The organism is Hymenobacter psychrotolerans DSM 18569 (genome assembly GCF_900142395.1).
GTDB lineage: Bacteria > Bacteroidota > Bacteroidia > Cytophagales > Hymenobacteraceae > Hymenobacter > Hymenobacter psychrotolerans.
Genome location: NZ_FRAS01000018.1, coordinates 69,176 through 89,892, shown reverse-complemented (window position 1 = coordinate 89,892; position 20,717 = coordinate 69,176). Strand labels below are relative to the sequence as shown.

Annotated in this window: 16 protein-coding genes, 1 tRNA gene and 1 riboswitch; of the genes, 4 read left to right on the top strand and 13 right to left on the bottom strand. The window is 62.5% G+C overall.

Annotated features, from left to right (window positions below):
• Window positions 1-16 precede the first annotated feature (16 nt).
• Window positions 17-1,198 (bottom strand): NTP transferase domain-containing protein, encoded by a 1,182-nt coding sequence (locus BUE15_RS21675; protein WP_139252341.1) that lies wholly within the window; start codon window positions 1,196-1,198, stop codon window positions 17-19.
• Window positions 1,188-1,676, bottom strand: coding sequence for a cyclic pyranopterin monophosphate synthase MoaC (gene moaC, locus BUE15_RS15740; protein WP_073287197.1), 489 nt, complete (start codon window positions 1,674-1,676; stop codon window positions 1,188-1,190). Before moaC ends, BUE15_RS21675 begins: the two co-directional genes overlap by 11 nt.
• A gap of 161 nt (window positions 1,677-1,837) precedes the next feature.
• Between moaC and BUE15_RS15735 the strand changes: the two genes are divergently transcribed.
• Window positions 1,838-3,055: a molybdopterin molybdotransferase MoeA gene (locus BUE15_RS15735; protein ID WP_073287195.1), complete on the top strand. Its 1,218-nt coding sequence runs from the start codon at window positions 1,838-1,840 to the stop codon at window positions 3,053-3,055.
• Window positions 3,056-3,084: 29 nt separating this feature from the next.
• On the opposite strand, the gene BUE15_RS15730 is transcribed toward BUE15_RS15735, so the two are convergent.
• The 9 genes from BUE15_RS15730 to metH all read right to left on the bottom strand — a co-directional run bounded on the left by BUE15_RS15730 (window position 3,085) and on the right by metH (window position 13,673).
• Window positions 3,085-3,507: a putative signal transducing protein gene (locus BUE15_RS15730; RefSeq protein WP_073287192.1), complete on the bottom strand. Its 423-nt coding sequence runs from the start codon at window positions 3,505-3,507 to the stop codon at window positions 3,085-3,087.
• Between the two features lie 86 nt (window positions 3,508-3,593).
• Window positions 3,594-3,737, bottom strand: coding sequence for an MFS transporter small subunit (locus BUE15_RS22030; protein ID WP_170865279.1), 144 nt, complete (start codon window positions 3,735-3,737; stop codon window positions 3,594-3,596).
• Between the two features lie 33 nt (window positions 3,738-3,770).
• Complete coding sequence (locus BUE15_RS15725) at window positions 3,771-5,174, bottom strand: OFA family MFS transporter (protein ID WP_073287189.1); 1,404 nt, start codon at window positions 5,172-5,174, stop codon at window positions 3,771-3,773.
• Between the two features lie 203 nt (window positions 5,175-5,377).
• A complete protein-coding gene (locus BUE15_RS15720; RefSeq protein WP_073287186.1) occupies window positions 5,378-6,907 on the bottom strand; it encodes an N-acetylmuramoyl-L-alanine amidase in 1,530 nt (509 codons plus the stop codon).
• 56 nt (window positions 6,908-6,963) lie between these two features.
• A complete protein-coding gene (locus BUE15_RS15715; protein ID WP_139252340.1) occupies window positions 6,964-7,506 on the bottom strand; it encodes a hypothetical protein in 543 nt (180 codons plus the stop codon).
• 79 nt (window positions 7,507-7,585) lie between these two features.
• Complete coding sequence (locus BUE15_RS15710) at window positions 7,586-8,068, bottom strand: energy transducer TonB (RefSeq protein ID WP_073287180.1); 483 nt, start codon at window positions 8,066-8,068, stop codon at window positions 7,586-7,588.
• Between the two features lie 308 nt (window positions 8,069-8,376).
• Window positions 8,377-8,850, bottom strand: a complete 474-nt coding sequence (locus tag BUE15_RS15705) for a tetratricopeptide repeat protein (protein WP_139252339.1) — start codon at window positions 8,848-8,850, stop codon at window positions 8,377-8,379.
• 72 nt (window positions 8,851-8,922) lie between these two features.
• Complete coding sequence (metF, locus tag BUE15_RS15700) at window positions 8,923-9,879, bottom strand: methylenetetrahydrofolate reductase [NAD(P)H] (RefSeq protein ID WP_073287248.1); 957 nt, start codon at window positions 9,877-9,879, stop codon at window positions 8,923-8,925.
• An 83-nt stretch (window positions 9,880-9,962) separates the two neighbouring features.
• Window positions 9,963-13,673, bottom strand: coding sequence for a methionine synthase (gene metH, locus BUE15_RS15695; RefSeq protein ID WP_073287174.1), 3,711 nt, complete (start codon window positions 13,671-13,673; stop codon window positions 9,963-9,965).
• A 71-nt stretch (window positions 13,674-13,744) separates the two neighbouring features.
• Window positions 13,745-13,858, bottom strand: a riboswitch (SAM riboswitch).
• A 286-nt stretch (window positions 13,859-14,144) separates the two neighbouring features.
• Here metH and BUE15_RS15690 point away from each other — a divergent pair.
• From BUE15_RS15690 to BUE15_RS15680, 3 genes are all read left to right on the top strand, one after another.
• Window positions 14,145-15,278, top strand: coding sequence for an alkene reductase (locus BUE15_RS15690; RefSeq protein WP_073287171.1), 1,134 nt, complete (start codon window positions 14,145-14,147; stop codon window positions 15,276-15,278).
• Window positions 15,279-15,541: 263 nt separating this feature from the next.
• A complete protein-coding gene (locus BUE15_RS15685) occupies window positions 15,542-18,067 on the top strand; it encodes a DUF5686 and carboxypeptidase-like regulatory domain-containing protein (protein WP_084549106.1) in 2,526 nt (841 codons plus the stop codon).
• Window positions 18,068-18,192: 125 nt separating this feature from the next.
• Window positions 18,193-18,465, top strand: coding sequence for a hypothetical protein (locus BUE15_RS15680; RefSeq protein WP_073287169.1), 273 nt, complete (start codon window positions 18,193-18,195; stop codon window positions 18,463-18,465).
• Between the two features lie 138 nt (window positions 18,466-18,603).
• Here the strand turns inward: BUE15_RS15680 and BUE15_RS15675 are convergent.
• Together BUE15_RS15675 and BUE15_RS15670 are read right to left on the bottom strand one after the other, a co-directional pair.
• Window positions 18,604-18,676 (bottom strand) — tRNA-Met (locus tag BUE15_RS15675).
• Window positions 18,677-18,797: 121 nt separating this feature from the next.
• Complete coding sequence (locus tag BUE15_RS15670) at window positions 18,798-20,714, bottom strand: BamA/TamA family outer membrane protein (protein WP_084549105.1); 1,917 nt, start codon at window positions 20,712-20,714, stop codon at window positions 18,798-18,800.
• Window positions 20,715-20,717 lie beyond the last annotated feature (3 nt).

The window sequence follows — 20,717 nt, the reverse complement described above, 5'->3', positions numbered from 1 at the left end:
AACTCAATGCAGGCTACTAGCCCAGCTCTGCCCGGGTTTGGGCGGCTTCTTCGGGCGTATTCACGTTGCGTAGCTCTTCGGGCGCGGGCGCGGCCAGCAGCTCAATATCGGAGTTGATGAGCGACTTGCGGGGGCAGCTGTAACCCAAGCTCAGGAAGCGCAGCAGCGTGCCGTAGCTGCGGGGCTCCCAAATGGTGATAAGCGGCTCGGGCCACTCGTTTTCGGGGCTCTGGAAGGCCGTGGCCATGCGGCCCGGGTGGCGGTTTTCCAGCAGATGCTGCAAGGTGGCGGCCGACAGAAATGGCAAGTCGCAAGCTACCACCAGCCACGCCGCGTTGGGGTCGAGGCGAAAGGCGGAAAGCAAGCCGCTCAGCGGGCCTAGGTCGGCGAAAGTGTCGGGCAAAGGGCGCAGGCCGGCGTATTCCAGCTCCGTCGCCTGGTCGGGGCGGCAGGAAACGTGCACATCCTGGCAGAACGGGGCCAGCAGCTCGGCAGCATAGGCGCGCTGCTCCTGGCCGTGGTGGTAGGCGAGCTTGCCTTTGTCGTGGCCCATGCGCTGGCTTCGGCCACCAGCCAGCACCAGGCCCCGCACCGGCGGCGCAGCGGCACGCCATTCCTCCAGAATCAGCTCGGCAATGGCGGCGGTATCGTGCAGGGGCAATAGTGGCACGGCAGCTTCCTGCAGATGAGCCCGCAAGTAGGCCGGTACTTCCGTTACGCCGTCGGGCAGCAGCAGGGCGCGCACATCGGTGAGGCGGTCCAGCTTCTTTTCCACGGGTTTGGCCGGGTCCAGAATCACCAGCTGCTGCCGGGCCCGGAAGTGGTTGCCGTTCACCAGCACCAAGCCCTGATGTTGCAGCAGCTCCGGCTGGCTAAACCGGTCGAGGGGCCGCTGCACATCCAGGCGGGTGAAGGTGATTTTGTCGGTCAGCTCGGCGGCCGCGCCGGCTTGCAGTATGGCGTCCTGGCCGCCGCTGCCGCCCTGGGCCGCATCGTCGCCGGCGGCGTGGTCGGCATCCACGTAAGCTACCCGAAGCGTATCGGCCAGCACGGAAGTCAAGCGGGCCGCCAGCTCCTTGATGCGGCCGCACGGAGCCCCCAGAATGGCCAGCTCGTGGCGGCTGAACTCGCCGATATTGGGCCGGGCCAGCTGGGCGTGCTTGCTGCGGGGTTTGTTGGCGGCTGAATTATCCGGCATGATGAAAGTCCTGTTTGCCGCCGGTTTTGCTTACGAGGCGGGTTTCCTGAATAAGAATGTCGTGCGACAAGGCCTTGCACATGTCGTAGATGGTGAGGGCGGCCACCGAAGCGCCGGTCAGAGCTTCCATTTCGACGCCGGTTTTCCCGGTTACGGTGGCCGTACACTCAATCAGCACGGCATCGGGCCCGTCTACTTCAATCGTCACCTGGCAGTTGTCCAGGCACAGCGGGTGGCACAGCGGAATCAGCTCCGAAGTACGTTTCGCGCCCATAATACCCGCCAAAATAGCCGTCTGGAACACAGGACCCTTGCGGGTGGGCAGGTCGCCTTCCTGCACCAGTGCCATGATTTCGGGGCCCAGCACTACGCGGCTGCGGGCCCGGGCCACGCGGCGGGTCGGCTGCTTGGCGCCGACATCTACCATGGCGGGCTGGCCGGACGCATCCAGATGGGTAAGCTTCGGGGAATCAGACATAGAGGAATCGAAAAGTTTCGGGCCGCAACCACAAGCAGGTGCGCCGCCAGAAAGCCAAACGCGGCGCAGAGGCTGGAGTTTCAGGTGCTGCTGCACAAACAACCGCCCGGCCCAGCCGTTGGTTACTGGCGCAAGCTACAGCTTGCCCTACATTCGTGCCTATGATTTCCGTTGCAGAAGCCACCCGCCTCATTGCCGCTACCATCCGCCCATTGGGCGTGGAGTACCTCTCGCTGAGCTTAGCCGCCGGCCGCGTGTTGCGCGAAGACCTGCGCGCCGACCGGGACTTTCCGCCCTTCAACCGAGTGGCTATGGATGGCATTGTGGTGCGGTTTGCGGCTCTTGAAGCAGGCCAGACGGAGTTTTTGGTTGAGCGGACGCAGTTTGCCGGCCAACCACCGGAACCACTCCAAAACCCGCTGGCGGCCGTCGAAATCATGACCGGGGCGGCACTGCCGGAAGGGGCCGATACCAGCATCCGCTACGAAGACCTGACTTTCCGGACCGACGAAGCCACCGGCCGGCGCCACGCGCAGGTGCAGGTGCTGCCACCACGCGCGGGCCACAACATCCACGCCCGGGCCGCCGACCGGCACCAAGGTGACTTGCTGCTGCCGGCCGGCACTGCGCTGGGCCCCACGGAACTGGCCGTGGCTGCTACTATTGGGGCCGCCACGGTGGCTGTTACGCGCCGCCCGCGGGTGGCCGTGGTCAGCACCGGCGACGAGCTGGTGCCCATTTCGGCCACTCCCTTGCCCCACCAGATCCGGCGCTCCAATGGCCTGATGCTGCAAGCCGCCGCCGATACTGCCGGAGCCGTTACGGCGCTTTTCCACTTCAACGATGATGTGGCAGCGCTGCAGCAGGGCCTGCCGACGCTACTGGAAGAGTATGATGCCGTGGTACTGAGCGGGGGCGTCTCGAAGGGCAAGGCCGATTTTTTGCCGGAAACCTTGCGCGGGCTGGGAGTAGAACAGCGGTTCCATGAGGTGCAGCAGCGGCCGGGCAAGCCGTTCTGGTTTGGGCAGCACCCGGCCGGAGCGGTGGTGTTTGCGCTGCCCGGCAACCCGGTGTCGTCGTTCGTGAATTTTTACCGGTATGTGCAGCCGTGGCTGCTGGCCGTGCAGCAACCGGCCGCCGTGCCCGGCCCCGTGCCCGCCGTGCTGGCCGCCGATGTGGCGTTTCGGCCGGCTCTCACTCACTTTCTGCTGGTGCGCCTGGAAGATGCGCCCGACGGCCGGCGCCTCGCGCACCCCGAACGGGCCGGCGGCTCCGGCGACCAGGCCAGTCTGCTGATGAGCAACGCATTTCTGGAGCTTCCCGCCGAGCAGGAGCATTTTCCGGCGGGCACAGTGCTGCCCGCGTGGCGGTTTCGGTAAAGCCCGCACCAGGCGCTTTACCAGCCTCATTATCCTTCAAAGTCCAGCCCGCAGTGGAAACAGTGGCACTGTGGCTTTTCGGGGTCCAGGAGCCAGAGGCGCAGGCGGGTGAGCAGCGTGTGGCTGGGCTCGGGAGTCTGCTGGCAGACCACATCGGTGTGGTGGCAGCGGGGGCAGCGGACGGTGTCCGGCGTGGTGGATTCGTCTTCGGAAGAAGCCAGCGCGTGCATGGTGGGGCGGCCCGCCTCCAGTACTTCCTGCGCCGCCGGTAGGTCCTGCTCCCGCACGTGCAGCCGCACCCCACCCGAAATGGGGCCGTAGGGCCGGTTTTCATTGCTCAAAAAGCACGGAATGCCGGCCGCATCCAGCTGGTTTTTGGCCAGGTGCGCCGAAATAACATTGGCAAAAGAGGCCAGCAGCACAATCGGGGCATGGGTGGGCTCGTCGTACATGGGCGCCAGGGTTTCAGATAAAACAAAAGAAGCACCCTTTCGGGTGCTTCCTTCACTGGCCGCAGCTTTTTTTCTGCGGAGCCGGCTTATTGAAACAGTGCCAACGCCTTGATAAAGGTCTGAGACACGCCCCAAACCAGCGGAATGCCGACAAAGAGCCAGGCGAAAGCCACGGCGCCGGTAGAGCTGGGAGCGGCATTCGAATCGGAAGTGAGAGGTTTTTGGTCCATGAGTTCAGCTGTAGAGGATAAGACAAGTGCAGGCTAGGCCGCTGTTTTTTTGGCCGGTTCCTTCTCGAAATACTGCTCTGCGACGGGCCGCACCAGGAAGTTGGCAATCAACCCTACCACCAGCAGCCCAGCCATGGTGTAGAACACCGACTGATACGCCGCCGCGCCTACCATGCCGTTTTCTTTGGCGTTGGAATGCAGATAGTTGACGATGACGGGACCCAGCACGCCGGCCGTGCTCCAGGCCGTGAGCAGGCGGCCGTGAATGGCGCCCACCTGCAGCTTGCCGAACAGGTCGGAGAGGTAGGCCGGGATGGTAGCAAAGCCGCCGCCGTACATGCTCAGAATCACGCACGTCACGACCACGAACAGCGTAAGCTGCGCGCCGGCTCCCAGTGTAGGCACCAGCGCATACAGCAGAATCCCCAGCCCGAAGTAGATGGCGTAGGTGGTTTTACGGCCCATTTTATCGGAAGCCGACGACCAGAAGAAGCGCCCCAGCAGGTTGAACAGGCTCAGCAGGCCTACGAAGCCAGCGGCAGCAGCGGCCGTTACGCCCCGGCCGGCGCCCATCACGCCATCGGAGAAGGACTCCTGAATAAGCGGCGAGGCGGTTTCGAGCACCCCGATACCGGCCGTCACGTTCATGCACAGCACCACCCAGAGCAGCCAGAACTGGGGCGTTTTGATGGCATTGTCGGCCGTAACGTTGCCGGTCGTAATCAGGGCGTTGTGTTCGTTGGAAGGCACGTAGCCCTCCGGCTTCCAGTCGTCGGCCGGCACCCGAATGGTCCAGACGCCGAACTGCATGAACAGCAGATAAATCAGGCCCATAGCCAGGAACGTGGCGGCCACGCCCAGTGTGCCGGTGCCGGCCGCCTTGAAGTAGTCCATGAGCGTTACGGCCAGCGGCGAGCCAATCATGGCGCCGCCGCCAAAGCCCATGATGGCCATGCCCGTAGCCACACCGCGCCGGTCCGGAAACCACTTGATGAGCGTGCTCACGGGCGAGATATAGCCAATACCCAGCCCGATACCGCCCACAAAGCCGTAGCCGAAATATACCAGCCAGATGCTGTGCAGGTGCACGCCCAAAGCCGCAATAAAGAAGCCGCCGCCAAAGCACAGGGCCGAGGCCATCATGGCCTTGCGAGGCCCCACCCGTTCCAGCCACGTCCCGAAAATAGCCGCCGAAAGGCCCAGCAGCACGATGGCAATGGAGAAGATAACGCCCAGCTGCCCGGGAGTCCAGTCGGCGGGGGCCGGCGCATCGGGGTTGCCGCTGATAAGAGCGCCGAGCGGCTTTTTGAATACGCTGAAGGCATAGGCCTGCCCGATGGCCAGATGAATTGCCAGCGCGGCCGGTGGAACCAGCCAGCGGTTGTAGCCGGGGCCAGCCACCGTACGGCTGCGGTCCAGTAAAGAAGCTTCTGCCATGTGAATGGTGGGTTTGGTTGGAAAAAGGGGGTTCAGGTGCGCAGCGGATGCCCCGCGGGCAACCCTGACTCTGAGGAAGATAATTGGCTTTGTACGCGGATTGTTGGCAAATACCCAACTATTTCTTGCTAAGAAACTATAGCAGCCTACAGTGCAGCTTCTCCTGCTCAGGCTTTCCGGCTTCCCTGGTTCCAGCCTGTCCCCTACTGTTCGGCGGCTTGGTGCCGCAGCCAGCCTTTCGGGCCCGGGGCCCGGGAGCTTTTCAGAAAGTCTTCGATGCCCTGCGCCATTCGGCGGGCCATCTGGCGCTGCTGCTCGGGGTCGGTTAGCCGCTGCTCATCTTCCGGGTTCGACACAAAGGCCGTTTCTACCAGCGCGTTGGGGTATTCGGTGGGGCCATTAAGGCCAAAGTTGAAGTTGCCGACCAGTCCCCACCCCTTCAGGCGGGTTTGCTGCATGCGCCCATACAAGGCCTGCGCCAGCGGCCGAAACGCCACGTAGCGGTAGTAGGTGCTGGTGCCTTGAGCGGCAGCACTACCGGATGAGTTTACGTGAATACTGACCAGCAAGGCTGGCCGCCGCTGGCGCAGCAGCTGCACCCGCTCGGCATTGCCAACCGTGACATCGGCGTCACGGGTCATGAGTACGCGGGCGCCCTGGCGTTCCAGCTCCCGCCGCAGTTGCCGGGCAATGGCCAGCGTGAGGTCTTTTTCTCGGGCTCCGCTTGGGCCGATAGCGCCTACGTTGGTGCCACCATGCCCGGCATCCACGGCCACCACAAGTCCTTTCAGCCGCAGGCGGGCGGGTGGGCGCGACACCTGCACCAGCAGCGTATTTCGCTCATACCGAATATGGTAGCCCCAGCTTTGCAGGTGGCGCAGCGGCAGCACCATCCGAAACACATCGGGCTGCGGCTGCTCGTAGTATATGGCACCCAACTCCCGCAGGCCTGCGCGCTGCGTTATCCAGTTGGTGTTGGAGGTAGCCCCGAACACATCAATTACGAGCCGGGCAGGATTCTGGAGCAGTTGCGAGCGGTAGGGCAGGCGCTGAGTAAGCGGCAGGCGCACATAGTCGTAGAGCGAGTCGCCGGCCACGCTCCAGGAGCCGGTGAGCGAGGCCGGCTGAAAACCGCCCGCCGGAAGCAGCCGCACCGTTTCCAGCGGGGCCCAGGCGTACTGGCCTTCCGCCAGCCGCACCCGATACTGCCCGGCCACCCGGCCCACCACGTGCAGCACCACAAGCGAATCGAGGTAGCCGAGCTTGGCGCCGCCCAGCCGGTCTTCGCCCAAGCCGTAGTTGAGGTGGGCTAATGCACCCTGCGTAACGGCCAGCTGCGGCTGGTTCGGGGACAGCACGCGGACCGGAGCGGCCGTTTGCAGCGAGTCGTGGCGGCCGTCGGGCAGGCGCAGGTGCAGCCACAGCGGCCGGCCACCGGCGCCACCCAGCGTATCGGTGGGCTGCACATGATAGGTGGCCTGATAGATGCCAGCCACGCCACCAGCCTGCTCGGGCGGCAGCTCCGTCATGGGCAGGCCGTTCAGGAACGATGCCTGCCCACCGGGCGGGCCGGCCAGGCGCAGCTGCAGGGCGTCGCCGGGGCTCAGCCACAGCTCACCGGCCGGCAGCGTTTCGGCTTTCCGGATCAGGCGCTGCGCGCACGCAGCAGACAGATTCAGCAACAGGAGCAGCAGGGCCAGGCCGGTGCTTCTACTAATAAGGGTGTGTTTCATTGCAGAAAAAAAGCCCCGCACAACGCGGGGCTTCTAGTTAGGTGGTCGGCGGCAGCCTACTTGTCTTTCACGGCATCACTCAGGTCTTTCACGTCGCGGCTGGTTTCGAGGGCCGTGAATTCGGTCTGCAACGCCCGGATGTGTAGCTCGTCGCGGCCTTTGATGTCGAGACGGATAGTGCGAAACCGGGAGTTGAGGCGGCGGCTGAGCGCGGTAGCGTAGTCCCAGTCGCGCTGGGTCCACTGCTTGCGGTTGGTGCGCACCTGCTGCATAAACTGCACAAACGCCGGCTCAATGGTGGTGGGCGTGAGTTGCTCAATATCGCCGTAGCTGCCCAGCAGCTGGCTGGCGAAGGTGCGGGCGGCGGCCGTATCGAGGGGCTGGCGGTTGCGCTGCCGCGACACCGAATCGAAGCGGGCGGCGCGGCGGCCCACGGTGCGCAGCTTATCGGCGGCGCGGTTGGCCAGCGTGTCTATGTTGCGGGCTTCTTCGCGCACAGCCTCCTGGCGCTCACGCGGAGTGGTGTCGCAGGAGGCGGTCAGGAGCAGAGCAGCCACACTCGCGGCTGTCAGGAGGCGGAAGTTCGGGGACGAGTTCATGGAGGCAATGTACGCAAGCACCCCAATCCGGGGTTAGCCTTCTGCCAGACAAAGCGGCAACCTTAGCAGATATACCGGCCTAGCGCTGGGTCTGGAGCTTAAACGAGAAGGGCAGCTCGTAGACAACCGGCACGGCCCGGCCATTGAGCCGCGCCGGAATCCAGTGGGCCGGAATGGTGCGGCTCAGGCGCAGCGCTTCTTCGTCGCAGCCCCCACCAATGCCCATCAGCACTTTGTGGGAAGTAGCGTTGCCCAGCGTATCGATGGCAAACGAAACAATGACCCGGCCCTGAATATTGCGGCGCTGGGCCGGCTCAGGATAGTTCAGCTTGGCCATGTAGGCGGCCAGTGCCGCTTCGCCCCCGATAAAGAGTGGCGGCTGCTCTACGCGTGTGCGGGTCCATTGGCCGAGCTGCACTTCGGCCTCGTAGGGCACATCCTCAATCGGGCGGCAATACCCGAGCTTGTTGGCCGTGTGGCCGTAGCGCTGCACCAGCACCTGCCGGCCGTCGCGCGTGAGGCTCGAATATTCCCAGATGCCTACTTTCTTGCCTTTTTCCATTTCCCCGCTTTCCAGGTCGCTTTTGCGACGCTGGGCCTGCGCGGTGGAACTCGGCCCTGCAAATAGCAGGGCACAGAGTGCTGCCGAAGAGAAGAAGTGTTTGATACGCGGGTGGAAAGAAGGTGCAGATAGCCGGGTGGGGCAGCCTGTATGCGCTTTCCTCTTGCTGACGATGACGGGCATTTCGTAGGGCCTGGCTGCTGTGGCAGCGTGTTGGCTTACTTCATACCACGCCAAAGTACCGGAAGAGGCATGCTTACAGACCGGAAATTTACCAGCATTCCCAGATATATACAACTTCAGGCCAACTACCCCAGCCGGCCGCGCAGATCGTGCAGCTGCGCCTGCAGGCCGGGCCAGTGCCGGCACAGCTGCTCCAGGCGCAGCAGCACCCGCAGTGCCCCGGCTTCGTCGCCGAGTATTTGGAGCATATTGGCCCGGCCGCTCAGGGCCCCAAAGTGCCGGGGCTCCCGCCGCAGCGTTTCCTGAATATCGAGCAAAGAAGCCCGGTATTCTCCCCGCAGATAGTAGGCCGTAGCACGCTTGTTCCAGCCCTCCGCGTAGGCTGGAAGCTCCTCTGTCAGCACCGTAAAATCGGCAATGGCCCGGTTGTAGTCGCCGGCGGCCATGGCCCGCATGCCGGCCTCCAGGTGCTTGTCCAGCAGCTGGTTGCCGGTAGTCAGCCAGAGCTGCCAGATACCGTTTTGCAGAGCTTCTATCTCGGCAGGAGTAGCAGCCTCACGCAAACGCGCAAACAGATCATCCAGCGTATCCAAGGGCAAACCGTGAGAAGTGAAACAACAAGCCGGAATACGCAGATGACGGGGCGACGGCCACCGGCTCTCCCATCTCGACTAAAACAACGCCGCCGCCACCCGCCGGATGCTCTCCGACTTGCCCATGCTGTAGTAGTGCAGCACCGGCACACCGTGGGCCATCAGTTCCCGGCTCTGGTTGATGCACCACTCAATCCCGATTTCGCGGGCTGCCGCGTTGTCCGGGGCCAGATGCACGGCATCGGCCAGCTCCTCCGGAATGTTGAGGTAGAAGGCCCGGGGCAGCATGGTGAGCTGGCTTTTGGTGGTCAGGGGCTTGAGGCCGGGGATGATGGGCACCGTAATGCCCGCCTCACGGCAGCGCTTCTCGAAGTTGAAGAACTGCTCGTTATCGAAGAACATCTGAGTCACGATGTAGTCGGCGCCACGGTCTACCTTGTGCTTGAGGTAGCGCAGGTCGGCCCCATAGTTCGGCGACTCAAAGTGTTTCTCAGGATAGCCGGCCGTCCCGATGCAGAAGTCAGTAGCCCAGGTATCATCCTGCTTTTCATCCAGATATGCTCCCTTGTTCAGGTCAGCCACCTGCCCAATCAGGTCGCAGGCGTAGGCGTGCCCGTCGGGGTCGGGAATGAAGCTGCCTTCCGATTTAATTGGGTCGCCGCGCAGAGCCAGCACGTTGTCGATGCCCAGAAAATGCAAGTCGATGAGGGCGTTTTCGGTTTCTTCTTTCGAGAAGCCTCCGCAGATGAGGTGCGGCACCGTATCCACATCGAAGCGGTTCTTGATGGCCGCGCAAATCCCTACGGTGCCAGGGCGCTTGCGCACCGTTTTCTTCTCCAGCAGGCCATTCGGGTGCTGGCGGTACACGTACTCTTCGCGGTGGTAGGTCACGTCGATAAACGGCGGCTTGAACTCCATGAGGGGCTCAATGTTCGAGAACAGGTTCTGGATGTTCTCGCCCTTTTTCGGGGGCAGCACCTCGAAGGAAAACAGCGTCTTGCCGTCGGCGCGGGTCAGGTGTTCAGTTACTTTCATATAGAGCACCAGCGGGTAGCCAGTGAGTCGTAGGAGTAGTAAGCAAGTTCCGCCCCTCAGAGGAGGGTTAGGGAGTAAGTGGCCTAGAGGGCCGTTACCGGTACGCTGGCGGGGTCGTAGTTCAGGTTGGGGGCCAGCCAGCGTTCCAGCTCAGTCAGCGGCATGTTCTTGCGCTCGGCAATGTCCTCTACCTGGTCCTTGCCGATGCGGCCGAGGCCGAAGTAGCGGGAATCAGGGTGGGCGTAGTAGAGGCCGCTGACCGAGGATGCCGGGTACATGGCCAGGTTCTCGGTGAGACGGATACCCGTGGTGTTCTCCGCGTCGAGGAGCTCAAACAGGGTGACTTTCTCGGTGTGGTCGGGGCAGCCTGGGTAGCCGGGGGCGGGGCGTACGCCTTTGTATTTCTCCTGAATGAGGTCTTCATTCGAGAGGTTCTCATCGGCAGCATAGCCCCAGAACTCTTCGCGCACGCGCTGGTGCAGGCGCTCGGCAAAGGCCTCGGCGAGGCGGTCGGCCAGGGCTTTCACCATGATGCTGGAGTAGTCGTCGTGCTCCTGCTCGTACTTTTCCAGCAGCTTCTCGATTCCTAGGCCTGCCGTAACAGCAAACCCACCAATGTAATCTTCGCGGCCGGTTTCGCGCGGAGCCACAAAGTCGGAGAAGGCCAGGTTGGGCACGCCGGGCGCTTTCTCGCTTTGCTGGCGCAGAGTGAAGAACTCAGTCTGGATTTCCTCGCGGGTGTCGTCCTTGAAGATCTGGATAGTGTCGTGGCCGACGGTGTTGGCGGGCCAGAAGCCCACCACGGCGCGAGCGGTGAGCAGCTTCTCGTCGATGATTTGCTTGAGTAGCTTCTGGGCGTCGTTGAAGAGCTGGGTGGCCGCTTCGCCCACATTCTCATCGGTGAGGATGCGGGGGTAGCGGCCCTTCAGCTCCCAGGTCTGGAAGAAAGGCGTCCAGTCGATGTACTCAGCCAACTCCGCCAGTGGGTAGTCTTCCAGTGTTTTGGTGCCCAGGAAGCTCGGCTTCACGATGCGGCTGGTTTCCCAATCGGCTTTGAAACCGTTTTCGCGGGCGGCTTCGATGGTCAGGTAGTTCTTCTCGCGCTGGCGTTCGGCATAGTCCTCGCGGAGCTGACGGTACTCCTCGCGCACCGTGCGGGCGTACTCTACATCGGCGGTGCCGAGCAGGGCCGCAGCTACTCCTACCGAGCGGGAGGCATCGTTCACGTGTACTATGGGGCCGGAATAGTTGGGCGCAATTTTCACGGCGGCATGCAGGCGAGAAGTAGTGGCACCACCAATGAGCAGCGGCGTTTTAAGGCCGCGCTTTTCCATTTCCTGAGCCACGTACACCATTTCATCCAGACTCGGGGTGATGAGGCCACTGAGGCCAATCACGTCTACCTGCTGCTTCACGGCTTCGTCCAGAATTTTCTCCAGGGGCACCATTACGCCCAGGTCCACAATGTCGAAGTTGTTGCAGGCCAGTACCACGCCCACGATGTTCTTGCCGATGTCGTGCACGTCGCCTTTCACGGTGGCCAGCAGGATTTTACCGGCGGTTTGCCGGTCGCCGCTTTGCTTATCGGCCAACAGGTAGGGCTCCAGGTAGGCCACCGCCTTCTTCATCACGCGGGCCGACTTCACTACCTGGGGCAGGAACATTTTGCCCGCGCCAAATAGGTCACCCACCACGTTCATGCCAGCCATCAGCGGGCCTTCAATCACTTCGAGTGGCCTAGCGACTTGCTGGCGGACTTCCTCGGTGTCTTGGTCGATGAACTCCGTAATGCCTTTCACCAGGGCGTGCTGCAGGCGTTCTTTCACCGGCAGGCTGCGCCAGGCGTCGGCTACTACCTCTGTTTTGTCCTTCTGCTTTACCGTATCGGCAAAGTCAACGAGACGCTCAGTGGCATCAGGGCGACGGTTCAGCAGTACATCTTCTACCAGCTCCAGCAGGTCCTTAGGCACTTCGTCGTACACGGCCAGCTGGCTGGGGTTCACGATGCCCATATCCAGGCCGGCCTGAATGGCGTGGTAGAGGAAGGCGGAGTGCATGGCCTCGCGCACCACGTCGTTGCCGCGGTAGCTGAAGCTGATGTTGCTGACGCCGCCACTGGTGAGGGCGCCGGGCAGGTTCTGCTTGATCCAGCGGACGGCCTCGATGAAGTCCAGCGCGTAGTTGCGGTGCTCCTCCATGCCGGTGCCTACCGTCAGAATGTTGGGGTCGAAGATGATGTCCTCGGCGGGGAAACCCACTTCGTTTACCAGAATGTCGTAGCTGCGCTGGCAGATTTCGATGCGCTTCTCCAGTGTATCGGCCTGGCCGTTCTCATCGAAAGCCATCACCACCACGGCGGCACCGTACTGGCGCACGGTGCGGGCGCGCTCCTTGAAGGTTTCTTCTCCTTCCTTGAGCGAAATGGAGTTGACGATGCTTTTGCCCTGCACGCACTTGAGGCCGGCTTCCAGTACGCTCCACTTCGAGGAGTCAATCATAATCGGCACCCGCGAAATGTCGGGCTCCGAGGCAATGAGGTTCAGGAAGGTGGTCATGGCCTGCTCCGAATCGAGCATACCTTCGTCCATGTTCACGTCGATTACCTGAGCGCCGCCTTCCACCTGGTCGCGGGCTACTTGCAAGGCGGCCTCGTAGTTGCCGGTCCGGATGAGACGGGCGAAAGCTCGGGAGCCGGTCACGTTGCACCGCTCACCCACGTTCACAAACAGGCTCTCGGGGTAGATGCCGAAGGGCTCTAGGCCACTCAGGCGAGTAGCTTTCGGTAGCTCGGGCAGTTTACGCGGCTGGTATTTGTCGGCCAGGCGGGCCAGCTCGGCAATGTGCTGGGGTGTGGTGCCGCAACAGCCGCCTACCACCGTCACGAGGCCTTCCTTGAGGTAGTTTTCCACTACGCCCGCAAATTCCTGGGCCGACTCATCATAGCCACCAAACGCATTCGGCAGACCGGCGTTAGGGTAAGCCGAGATGTGCACATCGGCAATGCGGCTCAGCTCTTTGATATATACCTGCAGCTGATCGGCGCCGAGGGCGCAGTTCAGGCCCACGCTCAACAGGGGCAAGTGTCGAATCGAGTTCCAGAAGGCTTCCACCGTTTGCCCCGAAAGAGTGCGGCCGGAAGCATCGGTAATAGTGCCGGAAATCATGACGGGCACCACACGGCCGCCTTCGTCGAAGAACTTCTGCACGGCGTACAAGGCCGCTTTGGCGTTCAGCGTGTCGAAGATGGTTTCGATGAGCAGGGCGTCGGAGCCGCCATCTACTAGGCCGCGCACTTGTTCGTGGTAGGCGGTGGCCAGCTCATCAAACGTCACGGCCCGGAAGCCGGGGCGGTTTACGTCGGGGGAGAGGGAGGCGGTGCGGTTGGTGGGCCCGATGGCGCCGGCCACGAAACGGGGCTTATCGGGGTTCTGGGCCGTAAACTCGTCGGCTACTTCCTTGGCAATGCGCGCCGACTCGTAGTTGAGCTCGTACACGATGTGCTCCAGGGCGTAGTCGGCTTGGGCGATAGTGGTGCCGCTGAATGTGTTGGTTTCCACCATATCGGCCCCGGCCGCGAAGTAATCGGCGTGGATGCCTTTGATGATATCGGGGCGCGTGAGGCTGAGCAGGTCGTTGTTGCCGCGCAGAGGCTTGGGATGATCCGCGAAGCGCGAGCCGCGGAAGTCAGCCTCTTCCAACGTATGACGCTGAATCATGGTGCCCATGGCGCCATCCAGAATCAGGACGCGCTTAGCAAGAATATCGTGGAGCGGGGAGGTAGTGACGGTCGGCATATCGGCTCTTCAGGTAAATAGGCAACTCAACAATGCCTATCCAGAAAGAGCCGTGCGGGAAGCGCGTCCTGTTCTTATCTTCTTCCAGACCGCCAAAACGGTTTGAAAAGGGAATTAGCACCTTGTTTTATTTCAGGTTGCTAAGACGTCGTCGGGCCCAATCCCTCGGTCTTTCTGGATAAGTAACTCTGCGAAGATACTAGCCAGGGCACGGGAAAGCAACTCAGACAACCAAAGCGGCGGCGCCATCTACCTGCCAGCGCGGCTACACGATCCGCCCCCTCCTATATAATCGCCGGTGCATGGTGGCGATGCTACAATCCGCTGTTTCCTTCTCCCTGCCGGCCCACGACAGAAGCTGGATTGGCTCTGAGGGAACATCATCCGGACACTGGCAAAACATTCATGTAGCAACACCGGTTGCTACATGCCGAAACAGCACATAGCTGTTTCCTACATGTTGTCTTTATCATGAGCCAGACCACCAACCTGTTTACGCCCGTGCAAGTGGGCGCCATTACTTTGCCCAACCGCTTCGCCATGGCTCCCATGACGCGGAGCCGCGCCACCAACGAAGCCACCGCCCCCACCGATTCGGTGGTGAAATACTACGTGCAGCGCGCGTCGGCGGGCCTTATCATCACGGAAGGCTCGCAGGTGTCGCCGCAGGGTGTGGGCTACATCAACACACCCGGCATCTATACCGAAGAGCAGGTAGCCGGCTGGAAGAAAGTGACGGATGCCGTGCACGCCGCTGGTGGCCGCATTTTCGTGCAGCTGTGGCACGTAGGCCGTGTGTCGCACCCGTTCTTCCACAAGGGCGAGCTGCCGGTAGGCCCCTCGGCCATCAAGCCCGAAGGCGCCAAGGCCTTCACCGGCCAGGGTTTTGAGGACGTGCCGACGCCCCGCGCGCTGGAATTGAGCGAAATTCCGGGCGTTGTAGACCAGTTCCGCCAGGCGGCCCGCAACGCCAAGCTGGCCGGCTTCGATGGCGCCGAAATCCACGGCGCCAACGGCTACCTGCTCGACCAGTTCATTCAGGACGGCTCCAACCAGCGCACCGACGAGTACGGCGGCAGCCTGGAAAACCGCAGCCGCTTCGTGCTGGAAGTGGTGCAGGCTGTGGTAGATGAGCTGGGCGCCGACCGGGTCGGTATCCGCCTGTCGCCCCAGGGCAGCGCCAGCATCCAGGATTCTGATCTGGTGAAAACCTTCAGCTACGTAACCGAGCAACTCAACAAGTTCAAGCTGGCTTATCTGCACGTCATTGAGGCCCTGCCCGGCCACCCCATGGCTCAGCCGCAGGCACCGGCCGTAGCGGCGCATCTGCGCAAAATCTTCAACGGCACCTTTATTCTGAACGGCGGCTATACGCAGGAAACCGCCGAGCAGGCGCTGGCCAACAACGAAGCCGACGTTATTGCCTTCGGTGTGCCGTTCATCGCCAACCCCGACCTGGTGGAGCGGTTCCGCATCGGCGCGGCCCTCAACACCCCCGACCCCGCCACGTTCTACGTGCCCGGCGACAAAGGCTACATCGACTACCCTTCTTTGCAGGAGCAGGGCGTGGACATGAAAGAGCCCGTCGATTATCAGAACAACTAGGCGGCGAAACCCGCTCTGCTTTCCTGAAAACCCGTTCCGGCGCCAGCTGGAACGGGTTTTTCTGTATCTGGCAGACTTGCTCTAAGGAACTTCTGAGGCATAGCTGCGCCGCAGAAAACTCACTGCCACCATCCCAAGCCACTGTATAAGGCAGCCCGTAAAAATTTCGCCAGCGACTCAGAATTTCTTACAACCGCGCACCCCAATTCTGTATCTTACGCCAAGTCTGCCCGCTGCGTACTTATTCTATTGGCCTATTTCCCTTGCGTCTACTATACCCGCGCACCTTCTATTTTACCCTCTTCGCGCTGGTTTTGCTGGCTGCGCCGGCTGGCTGGGCGCAGCAGCTACTCGTGACGGGCCGCATTACGGAGGCCGCTACTGGCAAGCCCGTTCCATTTGCCTCAGTATTCGTGCCCGGCACTACTACCGGCGCCACCGCCGACGAAAACGGCCGCTACCAACTCAGCACTGCCCCTGCCGATACGCTGGTGGCCTCGGCCATGGGTTTTGCGCCGGTACGCAAGCCGCTGAAACGCCAGGATGCCCGCCAGACCCTGGACTTTGCGCTGGGAGCCGGCGCGGTTTCGCTGGGCGAGGTGGTGGTGCGGCCCCGCGAGAATCCGGCTTACGTGATTATGCGCCGCGTGCAGCAGCACAAAGACCGCAACAACAAGCTGCGGCTGGAGGCCTTCGAATTCGACTCGTACAACCGTACCGAAATCAGCCTCAACAACCTGCCTGAGGAGGTGAGCCGCCGCAAAGTGCTGCGCCAGATGACCGCCGTAGCCGACAGCATGGGCCTGGAACGCGGCGCCGACGGCAAGCCGGTGGTGCCCATTTTCGCTTCCGAAATGCTTTCCCGCTACTACTTCCTGCGCCAGCCGGTGCGGCGGCGCGAGGAAATTCGGCACACCCAGATGCGCGGCATGGCCCCGCGCGAAGGCTCGGTGGTGTCGCAGGTGACGGGCTCGTCGTTTCAGGACTGGGACTTCTACCGCAACTGGCAGCAGATCATGGGCAAGGACTTCGTGTCGCCGATTGCCGACGGCTGGAAGTTCTCCTACGAATACGAGCTGCAGGACTCGCTTTTCATCGGCGGCGACTACTGCTACCAGCTGGCCGTAGCGCCGCGCCGGCCGCAGGATCTGGCCTTTACCGGCACCATCTGGATTACGGCCGACACCTACGCCCTGCGCCGCATCGACGTGCACATCAGCCCCGAAGTCAATATCAACTTCATCGACCAGATTCGGGTGTGGCAGGAGCTGACTCCAACGGCCGCCGGGCCCTGGCTGCCGCTACGCACCCGCGTGGTGGTCGGCATCCGGCCTACCAAGCAGAGCACCGGCGTAGTAGCGCGCTTCGTTACCGTCAACTCGGCTTTTGAAGTGCAGAAGCAGCACCCGCTGGCTTTCTACGACCGGCCGCTGGAAACCGTGACCAATGCCCCCAAGCTGCCGGCCAACTTCTTCGACCAGCACCGTCCCGATTCGCTGTCGGTGCAGGAGCAGCGTACGCTCATGGTGCTGGACTCGGTGCGGAAGCTACCGGCCGTGCGCTCTTTGCTGGAAGTGGCGGATATCGTGGTGAACGGCTACTACCGGGTGGGCAAGTTTGATGTGGGGCCCGTGCTGGCTACCATCGGCTACAACAACATCGAAGGGCTGCGGCCCCGCATTGGCTTCCGCACCACACCCGAAATCAGCCGCGACTGGACGCTGCGGGCCTACCTGGCCTACGGCACCCGCGACGGCCGCTTCAAGTACGGCGCCCGCGCTACCCACGTGCTGGAGCGCCGCACCTGGACCACCCTGGGCCTGGAATACCGCCACGACTTGGACCAGGTAGCCCTACTCGACAACGACTATGCCCTCGAAAACCCGCTGTTTGAGGCCTCGGCCCGGCTCGGCAACATCGACCGGGGCCGCCCGCTGTTGCGCGACCTGTCGTCGGTGTCGTTGCAGTCGGATTTGTTCCGGGGGTTCACGCAGAAGGTGACGTTCCGGCACCAGCAGTTCCGCCCGCTCTACCGCTTTGCGTACTACACCGAAGAGCCACGCGTGGGCGCCCCAACCGAAAGCCGGTTCGGCCTGTCGGAAATCGTGCTGGAGTCGCGGTACGCGCCCGACGAAGTGCTGGTGCAGAACGAAAATCAGAACCGCCGGCAGTCGGTGGGCGTGAAGCGCCTGCCCGTCACGACCCTTCGCTACACGCTGGGCCTCAACCGGTTTCTGGGCGGCGACTTCCGCTACCACAAGCTCAATCTGCTTGTGGCGCAGAGCGTGCGCCTGGGCCAGCTGGGCCGCTCCAACTACACGCTTGATGCCGGCTACATTCCCAGCACGGTCCCGTATCTGGTTCTGAAAGCCCACCTGGGCAACCAGTCGCCGTTTTTCAACGCCGGGGCCTACAACCTGATGCGCTACTTCGAATTTGTGAGCGACCGGTACGTAGCGTTGCGCCTCGACCATCACTTCGAAGGCTTCCTGCTCAACTCCATTCCGGCCCTGAAGCAGCTCAACTGGCGCCTGGTAGCCACCGGCAACGTGCTCTACGGGGCCGTAGCCAGCGCCAACGATGCCATCATCCCTCAACTAGACCCCGAGAGCGGCCAACCGCTGCCCCGCTTCCAGCCGCTGGGCCGCCTGCCCTATGCGGAGGTCGGCTACGGAGTGGAAAATATTTTCCGGGTAGCCCGCGTTGACTTCCTTCACCGCCTCACCTATCGTAACTCGCCGGGGGCTCGTAACTTTGGGGTGAAATTCAGCTTGCAGTTCCGACTATAGGGCCCGGCGGCTCCACGTTTGGTGAAACAACTTGGCACGGACCGTCTTCCCGGCCGAATGCAACCGTTGAGCTGGTTTCAAGCTCCTTAATGAATCAAACTTCTCCGCTTTTTGTAAGAGAACTTATGGCATACGAAGTAGACAACCTGACCCTGGCCGAAGCCACCCGCCACGCTCCCTTTGTGGACTACGCCCGTTGCGTCGACGCCAGCCAACGCCCTTATAACCACGTAGGTGACTGGCCCGAAGAGGGCGGTTTGTACCCTGTGCGCGTGGTGGATTCCCGCACCGAAGGCATGGGCCTGATCCATGTACTCGGCTTTCAGGGCGAAGCCCCTTTTTATAACGCCTTTGCTCCGCACCGCTTCGAAGTCATCCTGACGGTGTGGCTAAACTAAGCCTATTTGCTCCTAACAGAACGGGCCGGCCTACATCGTGTAGGCCGGCCCGTTCTGTTAGGAGCTCCGGATAACGCCGGGCAGACCCACCTGAAAAAGAACGACCCGGCTGCCGAAGGGCAACCGGGTCGTCTGAGGTAGCGGGGACTGGACTCGAACCAGTGACCTTTGGGTTATGAGCCCAACGAGCTACCAACTGCTCCACCCCGCACTGTTTGGTAATGCAAATGTAAGAGTGTTTTTCGGGGAAACACTATCAAAGGTTACAATAGGCCTGCGTTTGTTGCTTGCACGCTGACTATCAGCCGGAAAAATTCATCGTTCTTTCGCGCCTAGAAGCGGCTGGTAATGCCAAAGTGGATTTTGCCGGCGCCCAACGCCAGCTTTTGCTGCTGGTCGCGGCCAAGGGCGTACACGAACTGGAACTGCCCGGCCCCAGTGCGGAAGCTCAGGCCCACTCCCAGGCCGGTAGGCGTATTTTCATCCGAAGCCGTTTCGATATCGAGGCGGAGGTAGCCCTGGTCGGCGAAGGCGAAGACGTAGGCATCGGGCCCGGTGAACTGCCGGTATTCCAGCGTGCCGATGGCGTACTGGCTGGCGTAGAAATTCAGCTCGTTGAAGCCGCGCAGCGTGGCCAGCCCGCCTACCCGAAACATGTCATTTAGAAACAGGCGGCGGTTGAACAGCGCTTCGCCCCGCACCCGGACCAGCAGCACCCCGCCCCGCCCGATACGGTTGTAGCGTTCCAGCCGCGTGCTCACGCTGACCTGAGTAGTGCGCAGCGGCAGGCTGGAATAGAGCTCTTCTTTGAGTTGAGCGTTTTTGCTGATGATTTTGCTGCCCACCGCCGCCTGCCCGCCGGCCAGCACGCCGGTCCTTGGGAAGTACGGGTCGTCGAGCGTGGTCCAGGTATAGTCGAGGCCGTAGGAGGTGAAGCGGGTGTCGATGTTGGGCGGCAGGGCCGTGGCGAGGCTATCGACGAACAGCAGGCGGGAGCTGCGCCACTCCGTGAAGAAGCCGATGCGCCCGGCCCGCGCCGTCGGATACGTGACCTGCAGGCGCGGCCGCAGCGTCTGGAAGGCGTTGACGGGGTCGGTCTGGCGGTAGAGGTTGAAGGTGCCGCCCAGCTCCAGCGGCGTCCCAAAAAGCGTGGGGTGGCTATACTGCGCGTCCAGCTGCTGGGAGTTGGCATCTACCTTACGCCACTGCAGCCCCAGCCCTTTGCCCCCGCCCTTGATGTTGCGCAGCGCAATAGTTACGTCGCCGGTAAGCTGCACGCGCTTCTGGCCGAGGATGGGCGTAGGGTTGGGCAGCACGCCCACAATGGCATCGAACTGGTTGGCGGTACGGTCTTCGAGCAGCAGGTATACCCGGGCCCGGCCTTTGGCGAAGCGGACTTCGGGCTCAGCCTTGAGCTGCAGATACGGCAGCTGGCGCAGGCGGCGGGCAGCTTCGTCGATGCGCTGCTGGCTGAAGGGCTGGTTGGGGAAAATCTGCAGATACTTGGTCAGGAACCGTTTCTTGGTCTTGGTATTGCCCACAATCTGCAGCGAGTCGAAGACGATGGCCGGGCCCCGTTCCAGCAGCACCCGGCCCTCAATATCGGAGCCGCGCAGCTGCACCGAGTCGAGGCGAACGGTAGCGAAGGGGAAGCCCTGGTTTTCGGCCTCCGTAAGAACCCGCTGCTGCAGCCGGCTCCACTCCTGCGGCTGAAACGCCTGCTCCCGGTACAGCTTTTCGCGGTAGCCGGCCCGGGTCAGCAGTCCGTCGCCGAGGTTGCCGTTGCGCAGCCGCGCCCACCGAAACTGTTCCCCGATGTAGAGCCGCACCCGCACCGTGTCGCGCCGCCAGCGGATATCGTCGGCGGAAGCGGTGAGGTAGCTCTGGCTTTGCAGGGCCAGCACCAGCTCGCGCACTTCCCGCAGGGCCGTCAGCGAATCAGGCACCACGACCCGGGTACGGTAGCGGCGCAGCACGGAGCGGTCGGCGGCTTCAGTATCGAACACCAGCACGCGGGGCCGCCGTACGGGCAGTGCCGCGCGGACTGGCCGGGCTGGCCGGACCGAATCGGGGCGGGTGGCGCGTTGCGTGCTGTCGGGCCGCAGGGCGCGGGCTGTGTCCGAGGGCAGCGGTGCCTGGACCGGCGGCAGATTCAGGTTGAGGGGCGTGGTTTGCGCCCACGCGCTGCCGGAGCTGCCCATCAGCAGCCAGCACCACAACACCCAGAAACCGAAGAGGCGGCCGTACATTTG

Excerpts from the sequence above, each read along its gene's own strand:
- BUE15_RS15720 (WP_073287186.1), bottom strand. The coding sequence starts at position 6,907 with ATGAAACACACCCTTATTAGTAGAAGCACCGGCCTGGCCCTGCTGCTC.
- BUE15_RS15725 (WP_073287189.1), bottom strand. The coding sequence starts at position 5,174 with ATGGCAGAAGCTTCTTTACTGGACCGCAGCCGTACGGTGGCTGGCCCC.
- BUE15_RS15735 (WP_073287195.1), top strand. The coding sequence starts at position 1,838 with ATGATTTCCGTTGCAGAAGCCACCCGCCTCATTGCCGCTACCATCCGC.
- BUE15_RS15670 (WP_084549105.1), bottom strand. The coding sequence starts at position 20,714 with ATGTACGGCCGCCTCTTCGGTTTCTGGGTGTTGTGGTGCTGGCTGCTG.
- BUE15_RS21675 (WP_139252341.1), bottom strand. The coding sequence starts at position 1,198 with ATGCCGGATAATTCAGCCGCCAACAAACCCCGCAGCAAGCACGCCCAG.
- moaC (WP_073287197.1), bottom strand. The coding sequence starts at position 1,676 with ATGTCTGATTCCCCGAAGCTTACCCATCTGGATGCGTCCGGCCAGCCC.
- metF (WP_073287248.1), bottom strand. The coding sequence starts at position 9,879 with ATGAAAGTAACTGAACACCTGACCCGCGCCGACGGCAAGACGCTGTTT.
- BUE15_RS15680 (WP_073287169.1), top strand. The coding sequence starts at position 18,193 with ATGGCATACGAAGTAGACAACCTGACCCTGGCCGAAGCCACCCGCCAC.
- BUE15_RS15715 (WP_139252340.1), bottom strand. The coding sequence starts at position 7,506 with ATGAACTCGTCCCCGAACTTCCGCCTCCTGACAGCCGCGAGTGTGGCT.
- BUE15_RS15730 (WP_073287192.1), bottom strand. The coding sequence starts at position 3,507 with ATGTACGACGAGCCCACCCATGCCCCGATTGTGCTGCTGGCCTCTTTT.
- BUE15_RS22030 (WP_170865279.1), bottom strand. The coding sequence starts at position 3,737 with ATGGACCAAAAACCTCTCACTTCCGATTCGAATGCCGCTCCCAGCTCT.
- BUE15_RS15710 (WP_073287180.1), bottom strand. The coding sequence starts at position 8,068 with ATGGAAAAAGGCAAGAAAGTAGGCATCTGGGAATATTCGAGCCTCACG.
- metH (WP_073287174.1), bottom strand. The coding sequence starts at position 13,673 with ATGCCGACCGTCACTACCTCCCCGCTCCACGATATTCTTGCTAAGCGC.
- BUE15_RS15690 (WP_073287171.1), top strand. The coding sequence starts at position 14,145 with ATGAGCCAGACCACCAACCTGTTTACGCCCGTGCAAGTGGGCGCCATT.